Genomic DNA, 17,050 nt, shown 5'->3' with positions numbered 1-17,050 from the left:
TACCGCGTGGGGTTTCGGGTGTCTCGAATGTTGGCTATTTTCAACCACTTTCGGGTGTATCGGGTGGTGTATCGGATGGTGTTGATACAGGACACCTTTCGGCCTCTGACCTGCGACGACTTTCCGATACACCTTGGCCGATACGGGTTGAGTTAGAGCGATACAGATGGGTGGCATGTGGTGAGTGGTGAGCAGGACCGTCGGGTGGCGGAGTTGTTGGGTGAGGGTTTGTCGTTTCGTCAGGTGGCGGAGTTGTTGGGGTTGTCGTTGGGGGCGGTGCAGCGGGCGAAGTCGCGGGCCGAAAAGGATGGGGTGCCGCCGGTGCCGGGGGTGCCGGTGCCGGCCGCTGCCGCTGCGGGTGAGGTGGATCCGGCGCGGCCGGTGTTGTCGGATGCGGAGTTGGCCTATTTGGGCTGGTCTCGGGAGCATGTGGCCGGTGGCCTTAACGCGTTGGAGCTGTATCGGCTGCAAGCTTTGGGGTCGTATCGGGATGCCGGTGTGGCGCTGCCGGAGCGGGTGGTGACCAGTGAGCCGATGCCTAAGCATTTCCGTGACGCCTTGATTGTGAAGTTGCGTCGTCAGGGTAAGTCGTTGTCGGAGATTGGGGCGGCGCTGGTGCCGAAGATGTCCAAGGGTGGTGTTTCTCGTGCGCTGGCCCGGTTGGAGGATGACGGCGATTACAACGGCGACGATGATGAGGATGATGTGGCACCGGTAGCGCCGTCGGTGCGGCAGCGGAATGGTGGTCCTGGGCGGTCTGGTTGGCGGTCTGGCCCGGGTGATTGGTGACGACCATTTGCGTGGGTCCACGAAATTGGTCTGCGAACTGAGGGACAAGGTGTCTTTGAGTGGAATCTACCCTGGTCAGGTCATTGTTCGTGAGGTCCCGAAATATGCAGCTTCCGGGCGCCGGGGGATCCGAGGATGTGCGTGACCGGCGTAGCGGTCAGGGGTGGTGATTATCGTTGCCTGATGGCCGATGAGCATGTCCATGAGTGGCGAATTCGTGCGTCGCGTTACCTCGTGGGGGTGGAACCCCGTACGAAGGTGAATGACCTTGTGTGCGATTTCTGTGGGGCTACGAAGCAGACCGAGGTCGTCGTCGGTGACCAGCCATAGGGCCTTGTCGGTGGTGCTGGGCATGATGCCCGCATGGGTGAAGTTGCAACGTGGGCGGCGTCGGCATCGGTGAAGTTCCGCGAGGTGCAGCGCCGGACCGAGAGTGAGCAGACACGACTGCTCGCGGAGGGGCTGGCCCACCTCGCGCACGCGGTCCGGGCGCTAGATCCGGACCGCCCCTGACTGTCGGCGCTCCGTGTCAGGGGTTTTGGCTAGCGTTGTTGGGTGCGTGCAATGCCGAGCGCGCCTTATAGGTCGGAGAAGGTGTTTTGAATGGAGCAGTTCACAGAAGAACCGGTGCTCATCGACGAGGTTCGGCCGGGCGATTCGCTGGCGGTCGTAGACGACGAAACGGGACGCCGGGTGTTGTTCCAAGTGGAGAACAAGAGATTCAGTTCGGTGCGTCAGGAGGACGGAACGTACCGCAACACCCTGACCGTTGAGTCGGAACCATTGCCGGAGACCGGCGAACCGTGGTCAATCACGTACGCGTCCGGGGACATCGTGACGCGGATTCTCCGTGTGAGATAGCGCTTGGTCTTTTGGGCCTCGAACCCGGCCGGGGATCAGCCGATGCTGCCCCATGCCCAAGCAGTGACGTCGCTGATACGCACGCGGAGGTATTCGTGATTAATAGGGTGAGGTGAACCGCCTACCCAGCATCGAGCGTCCCTGAGTGCGAAGAAGGACACCAGATTGAATCCGTCGACGATGTTGTCCTTGGTGCGCTCGTCGAAAGACATCTCGGCCAAGGGATCGAAGTGGACTGCCGCAAACTGGTCAATCAACTCGACCCAACCGTCTGGTACTTCGTTGGGTAGTTCTCCACCACGGACACTTGCAGCCAGATGTTCGTAATACCTGCTCGGAGACGCGGTATTGCCGGCGGCGATGCCCCACGGGAGGTACAGGGTGATGGGAAAACCGATGAACTCAGCGACATGCGCGATCGCTTGCAAGTTACCGTCCGGTTGGTGGTGCAAGGCGACGACCGGCGAAATTTTCATCTGCTCGGCCCCGGCCTCGCCTTCCGTTGCATCTGTCATTTCATTCCGCATCGCCTGTGAGGCAAGGGGCGTTGAGACGTCACGACGCACTTACATATCGCGTGGCGACTGCCTCCGCGAATACAGATCGCGGCGGCATTTCGGTGGTGATCGCGTACACCGCTGCTAACGGCTGCGGCCGTTTTTCGGTCTCTGCGAAATCAGAGACGTCATGGGTGATGAGCGCGCCAACCGCACGCGCATATCTACGAACCGTCGACATGCGTGGGTCAGAATCGAGCCGCTCGAAGCGACTAACGGAACTCTTGTCGCGGCCAAGCGACGCAGCAACAGTTTCTTGTGTCAGACCTTTGTCCCGCCGCATCTGTACAAGGGCGGCCAGCATCTGCAGATCGGTTCGCGCCAGTGCTTTCGCATTGCGTTCGGCTTCGGTGAGATCACCGGGGGCGAACGGGTCGTCCACTGTCATCAGTCGCTCCTTCCGCAACACCAGTTGTGATATACCGCAACATCCTAGCTTCCGCTTGTCATCCCGTATTCCTTCAGCCAACCCATGAACAGGTCGCGTGCAGACCTGATGTCGGCATTCTGAGCCTCGGTTGTCGAGAAGCTGTTCGGAAACGTTCGCTTGAGAAGGACGCAAAGCCCGACCGCGAGATCGTCTTGCTGATCAGGTTCTCCGTAATAGAGGCGGTACATGCTGCGACCGTCGCCACCACGGGCCTTGAGTTCGCCCATCCAATGCTTCGATAAGACGCGAAGCGGCGATACGTGGTTACTTGACAAGCCATTTGACGACCTCGACATGTCTACGAGCTCACCCAGGAAAGCCCACGCGTCGACATCACGCTTGCGGAGATCGGCCAGGTGATCAAGGCAGGCATCGGTGTGGTTCCACGTGCACCCGCCGCGTTGCAACCGACAATTGCCGTGGGCGCACTGGTCGCATTCGTCAGCGATTCGGACGTCCTCCCAGCCGCGAGTCAAGTAGTTCTGTCGCAGCCTAAGCGACCAAGGTCGAAGTATCGCAACGATGAACGCGTTTCGCGGGAGTCCACGCGGAGTCCACGTTTTCGGGGGAGTGGGCTAAAAAGCGCCTCTAACCTGCATCAATCTTTGTGCGCGATACTGGGATTGAACCAGTGACCTCTTCCGTGTCAGGGAAGCGCTCTCCCGCTGAGCTAATCGCGCGGGACCAATCTCTTGGAGGTGGAGACGGGAATCGAACCCGTGTGCACGGCTTTGCAGGCCGTTGCCTCACCACTCGGCCACTCCACCGTTGGGTCTGATGCCGCACTTGCACCTTCGAGCGGATGACGGGATTCGAACCCGCGACCCTCACCTTGGCAAGGTGATGCGCTACCAACTGCGCTACATCCGCGCGCTTCGGACGAGATCGTCGCCCGCTGCGAAGGACGACAATAGTCGACGTAGGCGAAGCCGCACAAATCCCCTCGCCGCGGCGCCGCGACGAGCGCATTCTGGCCGGACGGGTGTGCCGTGATAATGTTCGTCCTCGGCGAATCGGGCACCATTCTCATGGTGTGCGCGCACCGGGTCTCGTAGCTCAGTGGGAGAGCGTCCGCCTCACACGCGGAAGGTCGCTGGTTCGATACCAGCCGGGACCACTTCATAAAAGCCCAGTTCAGAGTGCATATTTTCGGCCAATCGGCACCTCAAGAAACCACGATCGCGACATCTATAGGCCCAGAACTGGGGCTCATCCTCAGGGGTGATCAACCTACCGGTAGCCCAGGAGCCGACGCGACGTCGTCCCAGATATCGATGCGCAGATGACGCATTGGTGTGCCGCGGACCGCGTACGCCCGACCGTCCGGTCCGAATCCGCCGCGACACCAGGACGGCCCGCGTGGGAGACGGTGCGTTCGAATTCCGGAGGGTATGGCTTACGCCAGCATCGAACTCAATCCATGGCCGGCGAGTTGGTTCTGCCCTGGGCGCCTTGCTGGGAGCAACAGCTGATTGCGCCCACCGCCCGGCTGAGGCGCTGCCCCGTACAGCTCATTCGACACTGCGCCCGATCAGGTTCCGAAGTACTCGTGGATTTGGCGGATCGCCATCGACCCCTCGCCGACCGCGGACGCCACCCGTTTGACCGAGCCGCTGCGCACGTCGCCCACTGCGAACACGCCGGGTTGGCTGGTCTCGAGCGGCATCGGCCGACGTTGCATTTGCCCCTGATGGCCGTCGGTGTCCGAGTAGAGTGCGGCCGGGCCGGTCGGGACGAAGCCGTGGTCGTCGAGTTGGATGGCGCCGACGAGCCACGAGGTGTGGGGATCCGCGCCGATGAAGACGAACAGCGCGCGGGTCTGGATCGAGTGCCGCTCGCCCGTTCGTTTGTCCTCGGTCACGACCTCGCTGAGTTTGTCGTCTCCGTGCACCTCCCGGATCTCGGTGCACGACCGGATGGTCACCCGGGGGTGCCGGTCGATCTGGTCGATGAGGTACCGGGACATGGTCTTGCTCAGGTCCTCGCCACGGATCACCACGTACACCCGGGACGCCTGACCGGCGAGGAAGACCGCCGCTTGCCCCGCGGAGTTACCACCCCCGACGATCACCACCGGCCCGGTGCCACACAGCAGCGCTTCCTGAACGGTGGCGGCGTAATAAACGCCGTTACCCTCGAACGATTCGAGACCGGGGACGGCGAGCTTGCGATACCTAGCTCCCGTCGCCAGCACAACGGCCCTGGCCACCATCGTCCCACCGTCGGCAAGTGTCAGCCGGTGCTGGCCGTGGCCGGATTCCAGCCGGGTGATCTCGGCGGACACCAAGATCCGCGCTCCGAACTTCGCGGCCTGCAGGGCCGCACGTTCGGCCAGGTCGCCTCCGGAGATTCCGCCGGGAAACCCGAGATAGTTCTCGATCCGCGACGACGTCCCGGCCTGGCCGCCGGTCGCGATCCGCTCCATGGCCGCGGTGGTCAGGCCGTCCGACGCGGCATACACCGCGGCGCCCAGTCCCGCGGGACCAGCGCCGACCACGATGACGTCGCATTCGTCCGGGGCCGAGTCTGCCACCGGCAGTCCCACCCGCCGGGCCAGCTCCGTGTTGGTCGGGTTGCGCAGCACCGCACCGCCCCAGATCACCACCGGTGTGTCCTGGGCGGTCACCCCGAACCGCTGCAGCAGTCGTTCGGCATGCGGATCGCGCTCGAGCTCGAACCAGCGGTGCGGCAACCGATTTCGTGCGGCAAACTCACGTAACCGAACGGTGTCCGGCGAGAAGCACGATCCGATGATCCGGAATCCAGATCCCTCCTGAATGAGCAGGCAGCGCCGCCACAGGTAGGCGCGCAGGATCAGATCACTGAGCGCCGGATCGTGGACCACCAGGGCCCGCACCCGTTCGGTCGGAACCACAAGCACTTCACCGGGTTCCACCACTTCCGCGCTGTAGAACGCTGCCTGGCCCTCGAGGTCACCCAACTCGCCGAGGAACCGCCGGGGGCCGTGCACCCGGGTCACACGCTGGTCGCCCGCGTCGTCTGCGTTGCTCACGGCCACCTTGCCGGACAGGATGACGAAGAAGTAGTCGGCGCGCTCACCTTCGCGAACGAGCATCTCGCCCGCGCCGACGGTGCGCCGGGCACCGCCTGACTCGAGGGTGGCGATCTGATCGTCGGACAGTCGCGGGTAGGCGCCGTGTATGTCGGGTGTTTCGACCAGCGGCGACGATTCGCGCTGGTCGACGACGGTCTCAGACATAGTCTTCGTGGACGTAGCACCAGCGCCAGTTCTCGCCGGGCTCGAAGGACTGCACGATCGGGTGCCCGATCGAATGGGCGTGTGCCCGGGCATGCCGCATGGGTGATGAATCGCAACAGCCCACGTGTCCACACGCCAGGCACAGCCGCAGGTGCAGCCATGGTGTGCCAAGCCGCAGGCAGTCCTCGCAGCCATTCGACCGCGGGCGCACCGGGCGTATCTCCGCCACGTGCGGATCCACATACACAGACGTCATGATCGTGCCTCCTTCGAGCTATCCGTTGACAGAGCTTCATCCAGCCAATTCCGCAGCGTCGCAACGGGGGCGGCGCCCGCTTGCCGCGCCACTATCTGCCCCTGGTCAAGGACCAGCAGCGTCGGCACTGCCTGCACCGTGAACCGCTGTGAAATCGCCGGCGCCTTATCCACGTCGACCTTGACGAGTTTGAGTTGCCCGGCCCGTTCGGTGGCGAGTTGCTCCAGCGCCGGGCTTACCATCCGGCACGGCCCACACCAGGGTGCCCACAGATCGACAAGTACTGGGATGGAGGGCTTTTCGGCAACTTCCGCGAAGTCACTGTCGCCGGCCGCAGCGATCCACGGCAGCCATTGGTGACAGTTGGCGCACCGTGGCTTCCCTGCGGCCGCTGCCGGTACGCGATTGCGCTTACCGCAGTGCGGGCACGCGATGATGTCGGTTTCCATGGGGTCTCCTCTGTCAAGCTGCCAGCGCGGGTTTCGAATAGTGCACGGCGAGTTCGCCATTCTCCACGGTGACGCGGACCGTCCCGCCGCCGCCGATGTCGCCGCGCAGCAGCGCCCGGCCGATCTTGGTTTCCACCTCGTGGGCGATGTAGCGGCGAAGGGGCCGTGCTCCGTACACCGGATCGTAGCCGTGTTCGGCGATCATCCGGCGAGCGTCCGGGGTGACTTCGAGCTGGATCTGCCTTTGCGCCAATCGATCCCGCAACTCGGCCAGCTGTAGCTCGACGATCCGCTCGAGCTGCGACATCGACAGCGGAGCGAACAAGACGATGTCGTCGACGCGGTTGAGAAACTCGGGCCGGAAGTGTCCGCGCAACTCTGCCATCACCAGGTCGCGCGCATCGGGCTTGATCTCGCCATCTGCGGTGACGCCGTCGAGCAGATAGTGCGATCCGATGTTGGAGGTCATGATGACCACCGTGTTGCGGAAGTCGACCTGACGCCCTTGGGAATCGGTGAGTCGACCGTCGTCGAGCACCTGCAGCAGGGTGTTGAACACATCGGCGTGCGCCTTTTCGATCTCGTCGAGCAGCACCACCGAGTAGGGCTTGCGGCGCACCGCTTCGGTGAGCTGGCCACCCTCCTCGTAGCCGACGTATCCCGGTGGGGCACCGACCAACCGGCTCACGGTGTGCCGCTCCTGGTACTCGCTCATGTCGAGCCGGACCGTGTTGTCCTCGCTGTCGAACAGTGCGGCGGCCAGCGTCTTCGCCAGCTCGGTCTTACCGACCCCGGTGGGGCCGAGGAAGATGAACGAGCCGATAGGGCGGCGCGGATCCCGGATTCCGGAGCGGGCCCGAATCACCGCATCGGCGACCAGCTGGACCGCCTCGTCTTGGCCGATCACCCGTTCGTGCAGTATTTCGTCGAGCCGCAGCAGCTTTTCCCTTTCGCCCTCCTGCAATCGCGCGACCGGTATGCCGGTCCATGCGGCCACGATCTCGGCGATCTCGTCCTCGGTGACGACCTCGCGAAGCAGCCGAGTCTCGCCCTGCTTGGACGCCAGCTGTTCCTCGGCCGCTTGCAGTTTGCGTTCCAGTTCGGTGATCTGGCCATAGCGCAACTCGGCTGCCCGGGTGAGGTCATAGTCGCGTTCAGCTTCTTCGGCCTCGTGCCGCAGCTGCTCGAGTTGCCCGCGCAGTTCCTGTACCCGCCGGATCGCCTGGCGCTCGGCATCCCATTGCGCGTGCCGCGCATCGGCGTCGGCTCGCAGATCGGCCAATTCTTTGCGCAGTTCCTCCAGCCGGGACTTGCTCGCCGCGTCGGTCTCCTTGGCCAGTGCCGCCTCCTCGATCTCGAGGCGGGTGACCCGACGGGTCATCTCATCCAACTCCGCTGGCATCGAGTCGATTTCGGTGCGCAACCGTGCACACGCCTCGTCCACCAGGTCGATCGCCTTATCGGGCAGGAAGCGGTCGGTGATGTAGCGGTGCGACAGGGTTGCCGCCGCTACCAGCGCGGCATCCTGAATCTTCACACCGTGGAACACCTCGAGGCGTTCGCGCAGCCCGCGCAGGATCGAAACGGCGTCTTCTACGTCAGGTTCGTCGACCAGGACGGTCTGGAAGCGGCGCTCCAACGCAGCATCCTTTTCAATGTGCTTGCGGTATTCGTCGAGGGTCGTGGCGCCGATCATGTGCAGCTCACCGCGGGCAAGCATCGGCTTGAGCATATTGCCGGCATCCAGGGACCCCTCAGCCGCCCCGGCGCCGACCACGGTATGCAACTCGTCGACAAACAGCAGGATCCTGCCCTCGCCCGCCTTCACCTCTGACAGCACCGCCTGCAGCCGTTCCTCGAACTCACCCCGATACTTCGCGCCTGCCACCAGCGAGCCCATATCGAGGGAGAAAATTGTCTTGTCCCGCAGGCCTTCCGGGACATCGGCGCGAACGATCCGCTGCGCCAGGCCCTCCACGATCGCCGTCTTGCCGACTCCGGGGTCGCCGATCAGAACGGGGTTGTTCTTCGTCTTGCGGCTGAGGATCTGAATTACCCTGCGGATCTCGGCGTCTCGGCCGATCACCGGATCCAGCTTGCCGGCGCGGCCCTCCGCGACCAGGTCGCGGCCATACTTCTCCAGCGCCTCGTAAGCCCCTTCCGGGGACGCTGAAGTGACCCGCTGGTTGCCGCGGACTTTGGTCAGCGCGCCCAGGAACGAATCTCGTGTCACACCGTTGGCCGCGAGTATCCGCCCGGCGGCGGTGGCTGCGCCTTCTTCGGCGAGGGCTACCACCAGATGCTCCACGGACACGTATTCGTCCTTGAGCCGCTTGGCTTCCCGCTCGGCGGCCTCCAACAGGTTGGCCAGCCGTCTGGTGACAGAGACCTGGCCCGGCGCGGCGCCCGGACCGCTCACCTTCGGGCGCCGGTTCAGCTCGCGTTCCAGGTCCGAGCGCAGCGCCGCGGTGTCGGCGCCCGCCTGATCAAGCAGCCGCGGTACGAGACCCTCGGGCTGGTCGATAAGCGCCATCAATAGATGTTCGCCGTCGACCTCGGTATGACCCATCCTGGTCGCGATGCTCTGTGCTTCGGCCAACGCCTCCTGTGACTTCTGCGTCAGCTTGTTGATGTCCACGGTGATGTCCTCCTTCTGCGAGAAGCGGATTCCAGCTCTTCGATGTGGTCCAGCAGGTCGAGCACCAGCCCGATGGCCGCGTAGTTCAGTCCTAGGCCGGCCCTCAACCGCTGGATCCGGGCAACTGTCACCAACGCAGAAGGTTCGAATGAGGGCTCGCCGCGGGAACCCTGCCGGCAAGCGATGAGACCGAGTGCGACCAGTCGGCGCACCATGTCGGGATGCAATCCGCAGCGAGCTGCGAACACCCCGAGTTGCATGCCGGGCCGCCGTGTCAGGACATAGCGTGGTGCGGTCATCGTCCCCTCCTCGGATCGAACGTGGACGCCGCCGCCAATTGTTCGAACAGCTCGCGCTCCCGCGCAGTCGGTCGCGGTGGCACCATCACCTTGATCTCCGCGTAGAGGTCGCCGGCGGCACCGCGCGGGTTGGGCATCCCTTCGCCGCGCAGACGCAACCGCCTGCCGGTCGACGACCCCTGGGGGACCTTGACTTTCGCTTCGCCGCCGGGTGTCCGGACCGCGACAGTGGTCCCCAGTGCCGCCTCCCAGGGCGATACCGGCAAATCGGCGGCGATATCGCGTCCGTCGAGACGGAATTGGGGATGCGGCTTGATTCGCACGCTCAGATAGAGGTCGCCGGCCGGTGCATCGCCGTTACCCCGGCCGCCCTCCCCGGCCAGCCGGATGCGCTGACCGTCGATGACACCGGCGGGGATGTTGACCCGGTAGTTGCGGCCATCCAGTGAGATCTGGCGTTTGCCGCCCCGGTAGGCCTCTTCGACGGTCAGCTCCAGTACCGCTTCCTGGTCGGCGCCCGGAATCGGCCCGAATCCACCACCGCCACCGAACATGTCGCCGAAAAGGTCTTCGATGTTGATGCCGCCGCCGGTACCGCCGAAGCCTTGGCCGTAGCGCACCCGCCCGCCCGATCGCGCGGTGCCGCCGAAGCCATCGACACCGGCGGCTGCTCGCTCTTCCCAGTCCTCGGGGACCTGCCGGAAGTCTTCGCCGAATCGGTCGTACCGCTTGCGGGTGTCGGGATCCGACAACACGTGATAGGCCTCATTGAGCTCTTTGAACCTGTCTTCGGCCGTTGGATCCTTGTTGACATCCGGGTGATACTTGCGGGCCAGCGTGCGGAAGGCCTGCTGGAGCTGGTCGGCGCTCGCGTCCCGCGACACCCCGAGGACGTCGTAATAATCGCGGGCCACCCGATCTCACTCCTCGCGTCGGCTGACCACTACGGCCGCCGGCCGTAGTTGGCTCGAACCTTGTCCGTAGCCCGGGCGCACCACCTCGACAACCGTCCCGGGTGCGCTCTCGCCATGCTCGACGACACCGACCACCTCGTGACGTTGCGGGTCAAACGGCACCCCCGACTCCGTATCGCGCGGATAACCGAGCTGCTCGAGTACCTGCAGCGCCTGGCCCAGAATGCTCCGCACGCCCTCTACCACCGCATCGGAGTGGTCACCCGTATGAGCAATCGCCCGCTCCAAGTTGTCTACGACGGGCAGCCACGCACCGGCCACCCTGGACCGCTCCGTTGTTCGTTCGCGGTCCAATTCGCGGGCGTATCTCTTTCGCAGGTTGTCCAGATCCGCGACCGCGCGTCGCCAACGATCCTCGAGCTTGGCCAGCTCGGCGTCCGAATCGGTCTGGGAGGCAACCGCTTCAGGCGGGCCATCGCCGACCGCGTCACGGTCCTCGTCGGTCTTCGAATGTTCCGTCGAACTGACCATGGCGGCCTAGCCTCGGTCGAACTCGGCGTCGACGACGTCGTCGTCGGCGACTCGCGAGCCGTGGCCGTTACTAGACGGCCCCTGCTGCCCGTTGCCGCCGCCTGCTGGGGCAGGTTGCAGCCCGTAGAGCGCCTGCTGAAGTTCGGATGTCAGCGATTGCACCCGCTCCAGCGGCGCCTCGTCCTTGACGGCTTGCCGGGCGTCGGCGACCAGCATCTCGGCCCGGGCCCGGTCATGTGGCGCCGCCGAGTCGCCTAGCTCGGCGAGGCGACGCTCGACAAGGTATGCCGCCGAATCGAGTTCATTGCGTGCATCGACCTGCTTGCGCAACTGTTCGTCCTCGCGGCGGTGCGCCTCGGCCTCGGCGAGCATCCTTTCGACCTCGTTCTGATCGAGGTTCGACTGTTCGCTGATGGTGATGCTCTGCTCGGCGCCGGTGTCCTTATCGCGCGCGGTGACATGCAGGATCCCGTTGGCGTCGATGTCGAACGTGACCTCGATCTGTGGCTCACCGCGCGGGGCCGGTCGGATGTTCTCGAGCTTGAACCTGCCGAGTACCCGGTTGTCCTTGGCCATCTCTCGTTCGCCCTGCAGCACAACGATATCCACCGCGGGTTGGTTGTCTGCAGCAGTGCTGAACACCTCGCTGCGCCGGGCCGGGATGGTGGTGTTGCGCTCGATGATCTTGGTCATCACGCCGCCTGCCGTCTCTACTCCCAGCGAGAGCGGTGTGACATCGAGCAGCAGGACGTCAGAGACCTCACCCTTGAGCACGCCCGCCTGGATCGCGGCACCCATTGAGACCACTTCGTCGGGGTTGACGGTCATGTTCGGGTCCTTGCCGCCGGTGAGCCGGCGGACCAGGGCCTGGACGGCAGGGATACGGGTCGACCCGCCGACCAGGATGACCTCGTCGATGTCGTTCGCGGTCACCTTGGCGTCGTCCATCGCCTGCTTGACCGGACTCATGCAGCGCTCAACCAGATCGTGGGTGAGTTCCTCGAACTTCGACCGATTGATGGTCATGGTGAGGTGCTTGGGGCCGTTGGCGTCGGCAGTGACAAACGGCAGATTGACCTGGGTCTGCGTCACCGACGACAGTTCGACCTTCGCCTTCTCGGACGCCTCGAACAGCCGTTGTAGCGCCTGCGAATCCTTGCGTAGATCGATGTTGTTCTCGCGCTGGAACTCGTCGGCGAGATAGTCCACGAGCCGGCGGTCGAAGTCGTCGCCACCCAGATGGGAGTCACCCGCGGTGGAACGAACCTCGACCACCCCGTCACCGACGTCGAGAAGGCTGACATCGAACGTGCCGCCGCCGAGATCGAAGACCAACACGGTCTCGTGGCCCTTCTTGTCGAGCCCGTAGGCCAGCGCCGCGGCCGTGGGTTCGTTGATGATGCGCAGGACATCCAGACCGGCGATCCGGCCGGCGTCCTTGGTGGCATTGCGTTGCGCGTCATTGAAGTACGCCGGAACGGTGATCACCGCTTCCTTGACGCGTTCGCCGAGGAACTTGCTGGCGTCGTCGACGAGCTTGCGTAGCACCTGGGCGCTGATCTCTTCGGGCGAGTACTGCTTGCCGCGAACGTCGAAGCGCGCGGCACCCCCCTCGCCTTCGACGACGTCGAAGCTGACCGCCTTGGCTTCTTCCGATATCTCGTCATAGCGGCGCCCGATGAATCTCTTCGCCGAATAGATGGTGCCCTTCGGGTTCATAATTGACTGCCGCCTGGCCAGTTGTCCGACCAGACGCTCGCCGTTCTCGGTGAAGGCCACCACCGACGGCGTGGTTCGCGCGCCCTCGGTATTGGGAATCACAACCGGTTCCCCGCCCTGCCAGGCGGCGATCACCGAGTTCGTTGTCCCAAGATCGATACCTACCGCTGTTGCCATGGTCTATTCCTTTCGGTTGTCACTGGTGAGCAGTTGCAGCGCACGGTCGGCTACCTCTACGTCGGCGACGACGTCGTAGTACTTGGCCTTCAGTGCGCCTACGGAGGCAAAGTCGCGGCGACCGCCCTGCAGCGCGTGGGTCAGCAAGCCGATCAGGGCGCCGACAATGGCACCGAAGATCACCCCGAAGGCGGCCAATAGCAGTGCAGAGGTCAATGGTTCAATCAAGTTGAACAGCCCGAAGATCCAGCCGATCAGCGCGCCGACCATGGCGCCCGAGCCGGCACCGCGCAGAGCCGCCCCGCCGTAGCTCATCCGGCCAAGGACCTGCTCGACGTACTCGAGATCGCGGCCAACGATCGCCACCCGGTTCACTTCGAACCGGTGATCGGACAGGTAATCCACCGCGCGTTCGGCGTCGGCGTAGTTGTCGAAGGTGGCGATCACCTGGCGGGCTGGTTCATTGGGCCGCACCGCCGAGTCAGCCACGGTCGAATGCCTAACCATCACTTCTCCTACGCATTGAAGCCATGGGCTTCTCCTAGCTTCCGAGGGTGGCTGTACTCCGAACACCGAGTCTGGCAATCGAGTTCGCCCAGCGCGTGCTCCCGACGAGCCAGAGTTGTCGATCGGAATTGGTCCTGTCAGCACAAGAGGATGCATTCCGCGGTCGGCCGCGGCTGCACCGCCGGTTTCATCGCAAGGAAGTAGCGGCGCGAGGGCACTTCATCTGTCTCCCAAGGACGATACGGGCGCTGCTTCCTCGTGCTTACAGGTCGGCGACGGCGGCCGGATCATCCGCCAAGGTACTGGTGGGGCGGGCTCGCCGCCTCTACGACGGTTCCGGGAAGGAGTCTCACCGTGACGACACAGGCTGGACTGGAGAAGAAGGAACGGGAGTTTTTGGCGCAGTGCGTCGGCGATGCCTACACGATGCTCGACCTGCTCCCCGGCGTGGATCCGAACGGCCCGGCCTTGGTGTGGCTGGCGGATCAGTTCGTGATCCTGCGCCGGGGTGACTGCCCGCCTGCGCATGCGATGACGCTGTGATCAGCTTGCGGCAGTTCGCACTGCCGCGCAAAGCATCGCGGCTCGCACCCAGACCGGCGGGCGTCTGATAGGCCGAATCGGAAATCACGATTCTGCCTACGGGGGCACGCTACCGCGGCGATATCTCGGGGCGCGACCTGCAGGACGTCGATGACCGACTGAACCTGCATCTAGCGACCCGGATTGTCCGCACCACCGGGGTGCCGCTGCCACAGGAGTAACCGGTACCTAGGAGGCTGGATCACACCAAAGTGATTGATCTACTCAGTGTTTCAACGGCCCGCAAAAACAGACACACCACGCGTCACTACACGGCACATACGATGGTGTGGACCGGCACGGGCGGTGATGTATCGGATGTCGTTCAGAGAACTTCGAGCGGACGCGGCCGGGTAGGTGGCGGAAACGCTCGGTCGAGGTCATCGAGGTCGCTCCGGGACAACTCGATGTCGCGGGCGGCGGCGTTTTGCCGAACGTGGGCCGGTGTTCCGGCGCGTGGGATGGCGTTGACGCCGTCGTGTTGAAGCACCCAGGCTAGCGCGATCTGTGCCGGAGTGGCCTTGTGCCGCCGCGCGATCGGTTGCAGTGCCGGATGCTCGAGCAGTCGGCCCTGCTCGATCGGCGAGTAGGCCATGGCCGGGACGCCGTGTTGAGCCAGCCACGGCAGCAGCGCGTACTCCGGGCCTCGGCGGGTCAAGTTGTAGAGAATCTGATTCGTCTGAACCTCGTCGCCGCCTGGGAGGCTAGCAAGTTCGATCATGTCGTCCATATCGAGATTGCTCACGCCCCAGTGCCGAATCATCCCCTCCCGCTTCAATTCAGCGAAGCCTTCAATCGTCTCCACCAGCGGGATGCTGGCCCGCCAATGCAGAAGGTAGAGATCGATGTGGTCGACGCCAAGCCTGCCCAAGCTAGCCTCGCACGCGCGAACGGTACCTACCCGAGTCGCGTGATGTGGGAGAACCTTATCGACGAGGAAAACTTCGCTGCGCCGTCCGGCGATCGCCTCGCCGACCAAGACTTCCGCCGCACCGTTGCCGTACATCTCCGCGGTGTCAATCAACGTCATTCCCAAGTCGATACCGAGCTGGATCGAAGCGACCTCGTCGTCCCGCCGCCCAAGGCTTTCGCCAAAATGCCACGTCCCCTGGCCTATCGCCGCGATCTTCTCGCCGGAGCGCAACGGTACAGACTGAGCTGGATTCATTCTTCGACCGCCTTTCGAACGTGTCAGTTGAGCGGGAAACCACCGCTCCGCCGGATCGCCTGATCGCGACCCATGCGGACCTTGTGGGTCAGGTCTCAGGTGGCGGACGTCAGCTCACCACCCGCGCGACAGCCGCCACGATCAGATCCGGCCGGGCCGGAACCGGTATGCCCTGAACAAAAACGCTTGGTGTGCCGCCGATGCCGCGTACGAACGCACGCTCCGTCACGAAGCTGGGCCAAGGAAGGTATCTGCGCTCCCGGATCTCGCTGGCGAACGAGGGATCCGTGATGCCGATGGTCTGTCCGAGATCGATGAGCTGGTCATCGGTCAGGCCTGGACCGCCCTCGGGCGGCTGATATTCGAACAGGGCGCGGGCGTACTCGTGGAATCGTCTCGCGTCCGACGCCGCTGCAGCCGCCGCAGCCGCCCGGGTCGAATACCGAGTCGTGGATGCGTTGTCCAAGAAGTTCATCGGGTGACGGACGAACCGAATCATCTGCCGGTCCAGCAGCACGTTGATGGCCTCGCCGGAAGCCAGCTCGAATTGTTTGCAGAAGGGACATTGGAAGTCGATGTAGGCGTCGACGTCGACCGGGCCGGCGCCGACGGCAACGCCTGTCTTGTCGTCTGTAGCACCACGCGGGACTGGAATGTCGAGGGTCTGGGTCATGGACGACATGCTGCCCGCCGTCGATTGGCGTGGCTTCGGCCCAGCGGCGCGAGCCGTTCGACGTCGGTTAGGCATCGTGGGACGGGATTGCTTGGCGCAGAACACGTTTTCAGTACCCACCGCAACCATGCCTGCGCAGCCGGTCGGGCAGCGCGGCGAGGCGGACTCGTACGGTCTTCTGGCGAGGTGGCGCCCGGCGTCGAGGGCAGAATCAAGCGGCCGCCGACGCGTCACGGGGTCTGTTCTATTAGGCCAGCGACAGCCCGGCCGCCAGCGCGAAACCCAGCACTGCGGCCAAACCGGCCTGTTCACGCGCTTTCTCGGTCGCTTCCGGAATCATCGATCCGACGAGCATGACCAGCAGTGCGCCCGCCGCGAAGCCGTCGACTCCGCCCTGCAGCGACGCCCCGGCAGTCTCCTGCAACTGGTAGCCGCCCAGGGTGGCGGCGGCGCACAGTGCCGCGACAGCCGTCCAGCCGAGCACGATGCGCCCGACGCGACGACCAGCGCTGCGCAGGTCGCTGGCAGACCCGATCGACTCGGGGAGATTCGAAACGAAGATCGCGAGGAGCAGAGTCGGACTCACAGCACCGCCACCGGCGATGCCGATACCGAGCACCGCCTGCTCGGGGATGCCGTCGAGCAGCGCGCCGAGCAGCAGGGGTATCCCCGCCGCACGGGCGGTATCGCCACCGAGGCGTTCGACCAAGTGATCGGCGACGAAGAACGTCACTGCACCGAAGGCCAGACCGAGCGCGACCGGCAGCGCGCCGCCGACGCGGAATCCCTCCTCCGCCAGTTCGAACGAGATGCTCGCAATGAGGGCACCGGCGCCGAAGCCCAGCACCAGCCCGATGAAGCGCTGGTTCCAGGTGCGGGCCACGCCGGCAAGGGCGCCGATGATCAACGAGGAGGAGGCGACCAGCCCCCACAGCAGTGCGGTCAGCATCGGTCATGCGCTCGACTTGGCCCGTGGCTTGACGCGGGGATTCGGCTGATTCTGCCGGGGGGGCCACGTGCGCGGCCCCGTCCAGGTACAGGCCATTGTGCGTCCGGCGACGCCAGACATCGGGTGCACGAGCCTGCGCGGCCCATTGATTCCGCAAGGCAATGAACCCCGAACACGCCCACCACCCGCCATCCGAAATCCCAACTTTGAGAGGAACACTGGCACCACAGACGACAGGCACGACCTTAGTTTCATTGACCTTGGTCCAAGGTCTGCCCACATGAGGGTCCGGGTTACGCTGTGACCAGACGAACTCCCGTAGGGAGGTCGC

19 protein-coding genes and 4 tRNA genes are annotated in these 17,050 nt (G+C 64.4%); 5 read left to right on the top strand and 18 right to left on the bottom strand.

Annotation, left to right across the window (positions count from 1 at the left end; all coding sequences use genetic code 11):
- The first annotated feature begins 180 nt into the window (after window positions 1-180).
- The 3 genes from AB4879_RS13570 to AB4879_RS13560 all read left to right on the top strand — a co-directional run bounded on the left by AB4879_RS13570 (window position 181) and on the right by AB4879_RS13560 (window position 1,650).
- Window positions 181-789, top strand: a complete 609-nt coding sequence (locus AB4879_RS13570; protein ID WP_370507992.1) for a hypothetical protein — start codon at window positions 181-183, stop codon at window positions 787-789.
- Window positions 790-1,152: 363 nt separating this feature from the next.
- Window positions 1,153-1,302, top strand: a complete 150-nt coding sequence (locus tag AB4879_RS13565) for a hypothetical protein (protein WP_370507991.1) — start codon at window positions 1,153-1,155, stop codon at window positions 1,300-1,302.
- Between the two features lie 90 nt (window positions 1,303-1,392).
- Window positions 1,393-1,650, top strand: coding sequence for a hypothetical protein (locus AB4879_RS13560; RefSeq protein ID WP_370507990.1), 258 nt, complete (start codon window positions 1,393-1,395; stop codon window positions 1,648-1,650).
- 35 nt (window positions 1,651-1,685) lie between these two features.
- Here the strand turns inward: AB4879_RS13560 and AB4879_RS13555 are convergent, their stop codons facing one another.
- The 6 genes from AB4879_RS13555 to AB4879_RS13530 all read right to left on the bottom strand — a co-directional run bounded on the left by AB4879_RS13555 (window position 1,686) and on the right by AB4879_RS13530 (window position 3,507).
- The gene (locus tag AB4879_RS13555) at window positions 1,686-2,216 is read right to left on the bottom strand and encodes a hypothetical protein (protein ID WP_370507989.1); all 531 of its coding nucleotides are present in this window, start codon (window positions 2,214-2,216) and stop codon (window positions 1,686-1,688) included.
- Window positions 2,206-2,595, bottom strand: a complete 390-nt coding sequence (locus AB4879_RS13550; protein ID WP_370507988.1) for a helix-turn-helix domain-containing protein — start codon at window positions 2,593-2,595, stop codon at window positions 2,206-2,208. Before AB4879_RS13550 ends, AB4879_RS13555 begins: the two co-directional genes overlap by 11 nt.
- 44 nt (window positions 2,596-2,639) lie before the next feature.
- Window positions 2,640-2,864: a hypothetical protein gene (locus tag AB4879_RS13545; protein WP_370507987.1), complete on the bottom strand. Its 225-nt coding sequence runs from the start codon at window positions 2,862-2,864 to the stop codon at window positions 2,640-2,642.
- A 381-nt stretch (window positions 2,865-3,245) separates the two neighbouring features.
- Window positions 3,246-3,317: transfer RNA gene (locus tag AB4879_RS13540), tRNA-Val, on the bottom strand.
- Between the two features lie 13 nt (window positions 3,318-3,330).
- Window positions 3,331-3,404: transfer RNA gene (locus AB4879_RS13535), tRNA-Cys, on the bottom strand.
- A 30-nt stretch (window positions 3,405-3,434) separates the two neighbouring features.
- Window positions 3,435-3,507: transfer RNA gene (locus tag AB4879_RS13530), tRNA-Gly, on the bottom strand.
- A gap of 175 nt (window positions 3,508-3,682) precedes the next feature.
- Between AB4879_RS13530 and AB4879_RS13525 the strand changes: the two genes are divergently transcribed.
- Window positions 3,683-3,754 (top strand) — tRNA-Val (locus AB4879_RS13525).
- A gap of 414 nt (window positions 3,755-4,168) precedes the next feature.
- On the opposite strand, the gene AB4879_RS13520 is transcribed toward AB4879_RS13525, so the two are convergent.
- The 9 genes from AB4879_RS13520 to AB4879_RS13480 are packed head-to-tail and all read right to left on the bottom strand — an operon-like array spanning window position 4,169 to window position 13,347.
- Window positions 4,169-5,857, bottom strand: a complete 1,689-nt coding sequence (locus tag AB4879_RS13520; protein ID WP_370507986.1) for an FAD-dependent oxidoreductase — start codon at window positions 5,855-5,857, stop codon at window positions 4,169-4,171.
- A complete protein-coding gene (locus tag AB4879_RS13515; RefSeq protein WP_370507985.1) occupies window positions 5,850-6,113 on the bottom strand; it encodes a UBP-type zinc finger domain-containing protein in 264 nt (87 codons plus the stop codon). Before AB4879_RS13515 ends, AB4879_RS13520 begins: the two co-directional genes overlap by 8 nt.
- A complete protein-coding gene (gene trxA, locus AB4879_RS13510; RefSeq protein WP_370507984.1) occupies window positions 6,110-6,562 on the bottom strand; it encodes a thioredoxin in 453 nt (150 codons plus the stop codon). The genes AB4879_RS13515 and trxA overlap by 4 nt, the downstream gene beginning before the upstream one ends.
- 13 nt (window positions 6,563-6,575) lie before the next feature.
- Window positions 6,576-9,200 carry an ATP-dependent chaperone ClpB gene (gene clpB / locus AB4879_RS13505; RefSeq protein WP_370507983.1) on the bottom strand — a complete coding sequence of 875 codons (2,625 nt, stop codon included), beginning with the start codon at window positions 9,198-9,200 and terminating at the stop codon, window positions 6,576-6,578.
- The gene (locus AB4879_RS13500; RefSeq protein ID WP_370507982.1) at window positions 9,182-9,499 is read right to left on the bottom strand and encodes a chaperone modulator CbpM; all 318 of its coding nucleotides are present in this window, start codon (window positions 9,497-9,499) and stop codon (window positions 9,182-9,184) included. Before AB4879_RS13500 ends, clpB begins: the two co-directional genes overlap by 19 nt.
- Window positions 9,496-10,413, bottom strand: coding sequence for a DnaJ C-terminal domain-containing protein (locus AB4879_RS13495; RefSeq protein ID WP_370507981.1), 918 nt, complete (start codon window positions 10,411-10,413; stop codon window positions 9,496-9,498). The genes AB4879_RS13500 and AB4879_RS13495 overlap by 4 nt, the downstream gene beginning before the upstream one ends.
- A 6-nt stretch (window positions 10,414-10,419) precedes the next feature.
- Complete coding sequence (locus tag AB4879_RS13490) at window positions 10,420-10,944, bottom strand: nucleotide exchange factor GrpE (protein WP_370507980.1); 525 nt, start codon at window positions 10,942-10,944, stop codon at window positions 10,420-10,422.
- 6 nt (window positions 10,945-10,950) lie between these two features.
- A complete protein-coding gene (gene dnaK / locus AB4879_RS13485; RefSeq protein ID WP_370507979.1) occupies window positions 10,951-12,840 on the bottom strand; it encodes a molecular chaperone DnaK in 1,890 nt (629 codons plus the stop codon).
- Window positions 12,841-12,843: 3 nt separating this feature from the next.
- Window positions 12,844-13,347, bottom strand: a complete 504-nt coding sequence (locus AB4879_RS13480) for a general stress protein (RefSeq protein WP_370507978.1) — start codon at window positions 13,345-13,347, stop codon at window positions 12,844-12,846.
- Window positions 13,348-13,701: 354 nt separating this feature from the next.
- Here AB4879_RS13480 and AB4879_RS13475 point away from each other — a divergent pair, with 354 nt between their 5' ends.
- Window positions 13,702-13,890 (top strand): hypothetical protein, encoded by a 189-nt coding sequence (locus AB4879_RS13475; RefSeq protein ID WP_370507977.1) that lies wholly within the window; start codon window positions 13,702-13,704, stop codon window positions 13,888-13,890.
- A 364-nt stretch (window positions 13,891-14,254) separates the two neighbouring features.
- On the opposite strand, the gene AB4879_RS13470 is transcribed toward AB4879_RS13475, so the two are convergent.
- The 3 genes from AB4879_RS13470 to AB4879_RS13460 form a co-directional block, all read right to left on the bottom strand.
- The gene (locus tag AB4879_RS13470; protein ID WP_370507976.1) at window positions 14,255-15,097 is read right to left on the bottom strand and encodes an aldo/keto reductase; all 843 of its coding nucleotides are present in this window, start codon (window positions 15,095-15,097) and stop codon (window positions 14,255-14,257) included.
- 109 nt (window positions 15,098-15,206) lie between these two features.
- Entirely contained in the window at window positions 15,207-15,770 is a 564-nt protein-coding gene (locus AB4879_RS13465) for a DsbA family protein (protein WP_370507975.1), read from the bottom strand.
- Between the two features lie 247 nt (window positions 15,771-16,017).
- Window positions 16,018-16,719: a ZIP family metal transporter gene (locus AB4879_RS13460; protein WP_370507974.1), complete on the bottom strand. Its 702-nt coding sequence runs from the start codon at window positions 16,717-16,719 to the stop codon at window positions 16,018-16,020.
- Window positions 16,720-17,050: the final 331 nt, after the last annotated feature.

The sequence above is a fragment of the Mycobacterium sp. SA01 genome, from assembly GCF_041287105.1.
Classification (GTDB): Bacteria; Actinomycetota; Actinomycetes; order Mycobacteriales; family Mycobacteriaceae; genus Mycobacterium.
Note: the sequence above shows the minus strand (reverse complement) of the source record. Positions and strands in the feature narration are given on the sequence as shown.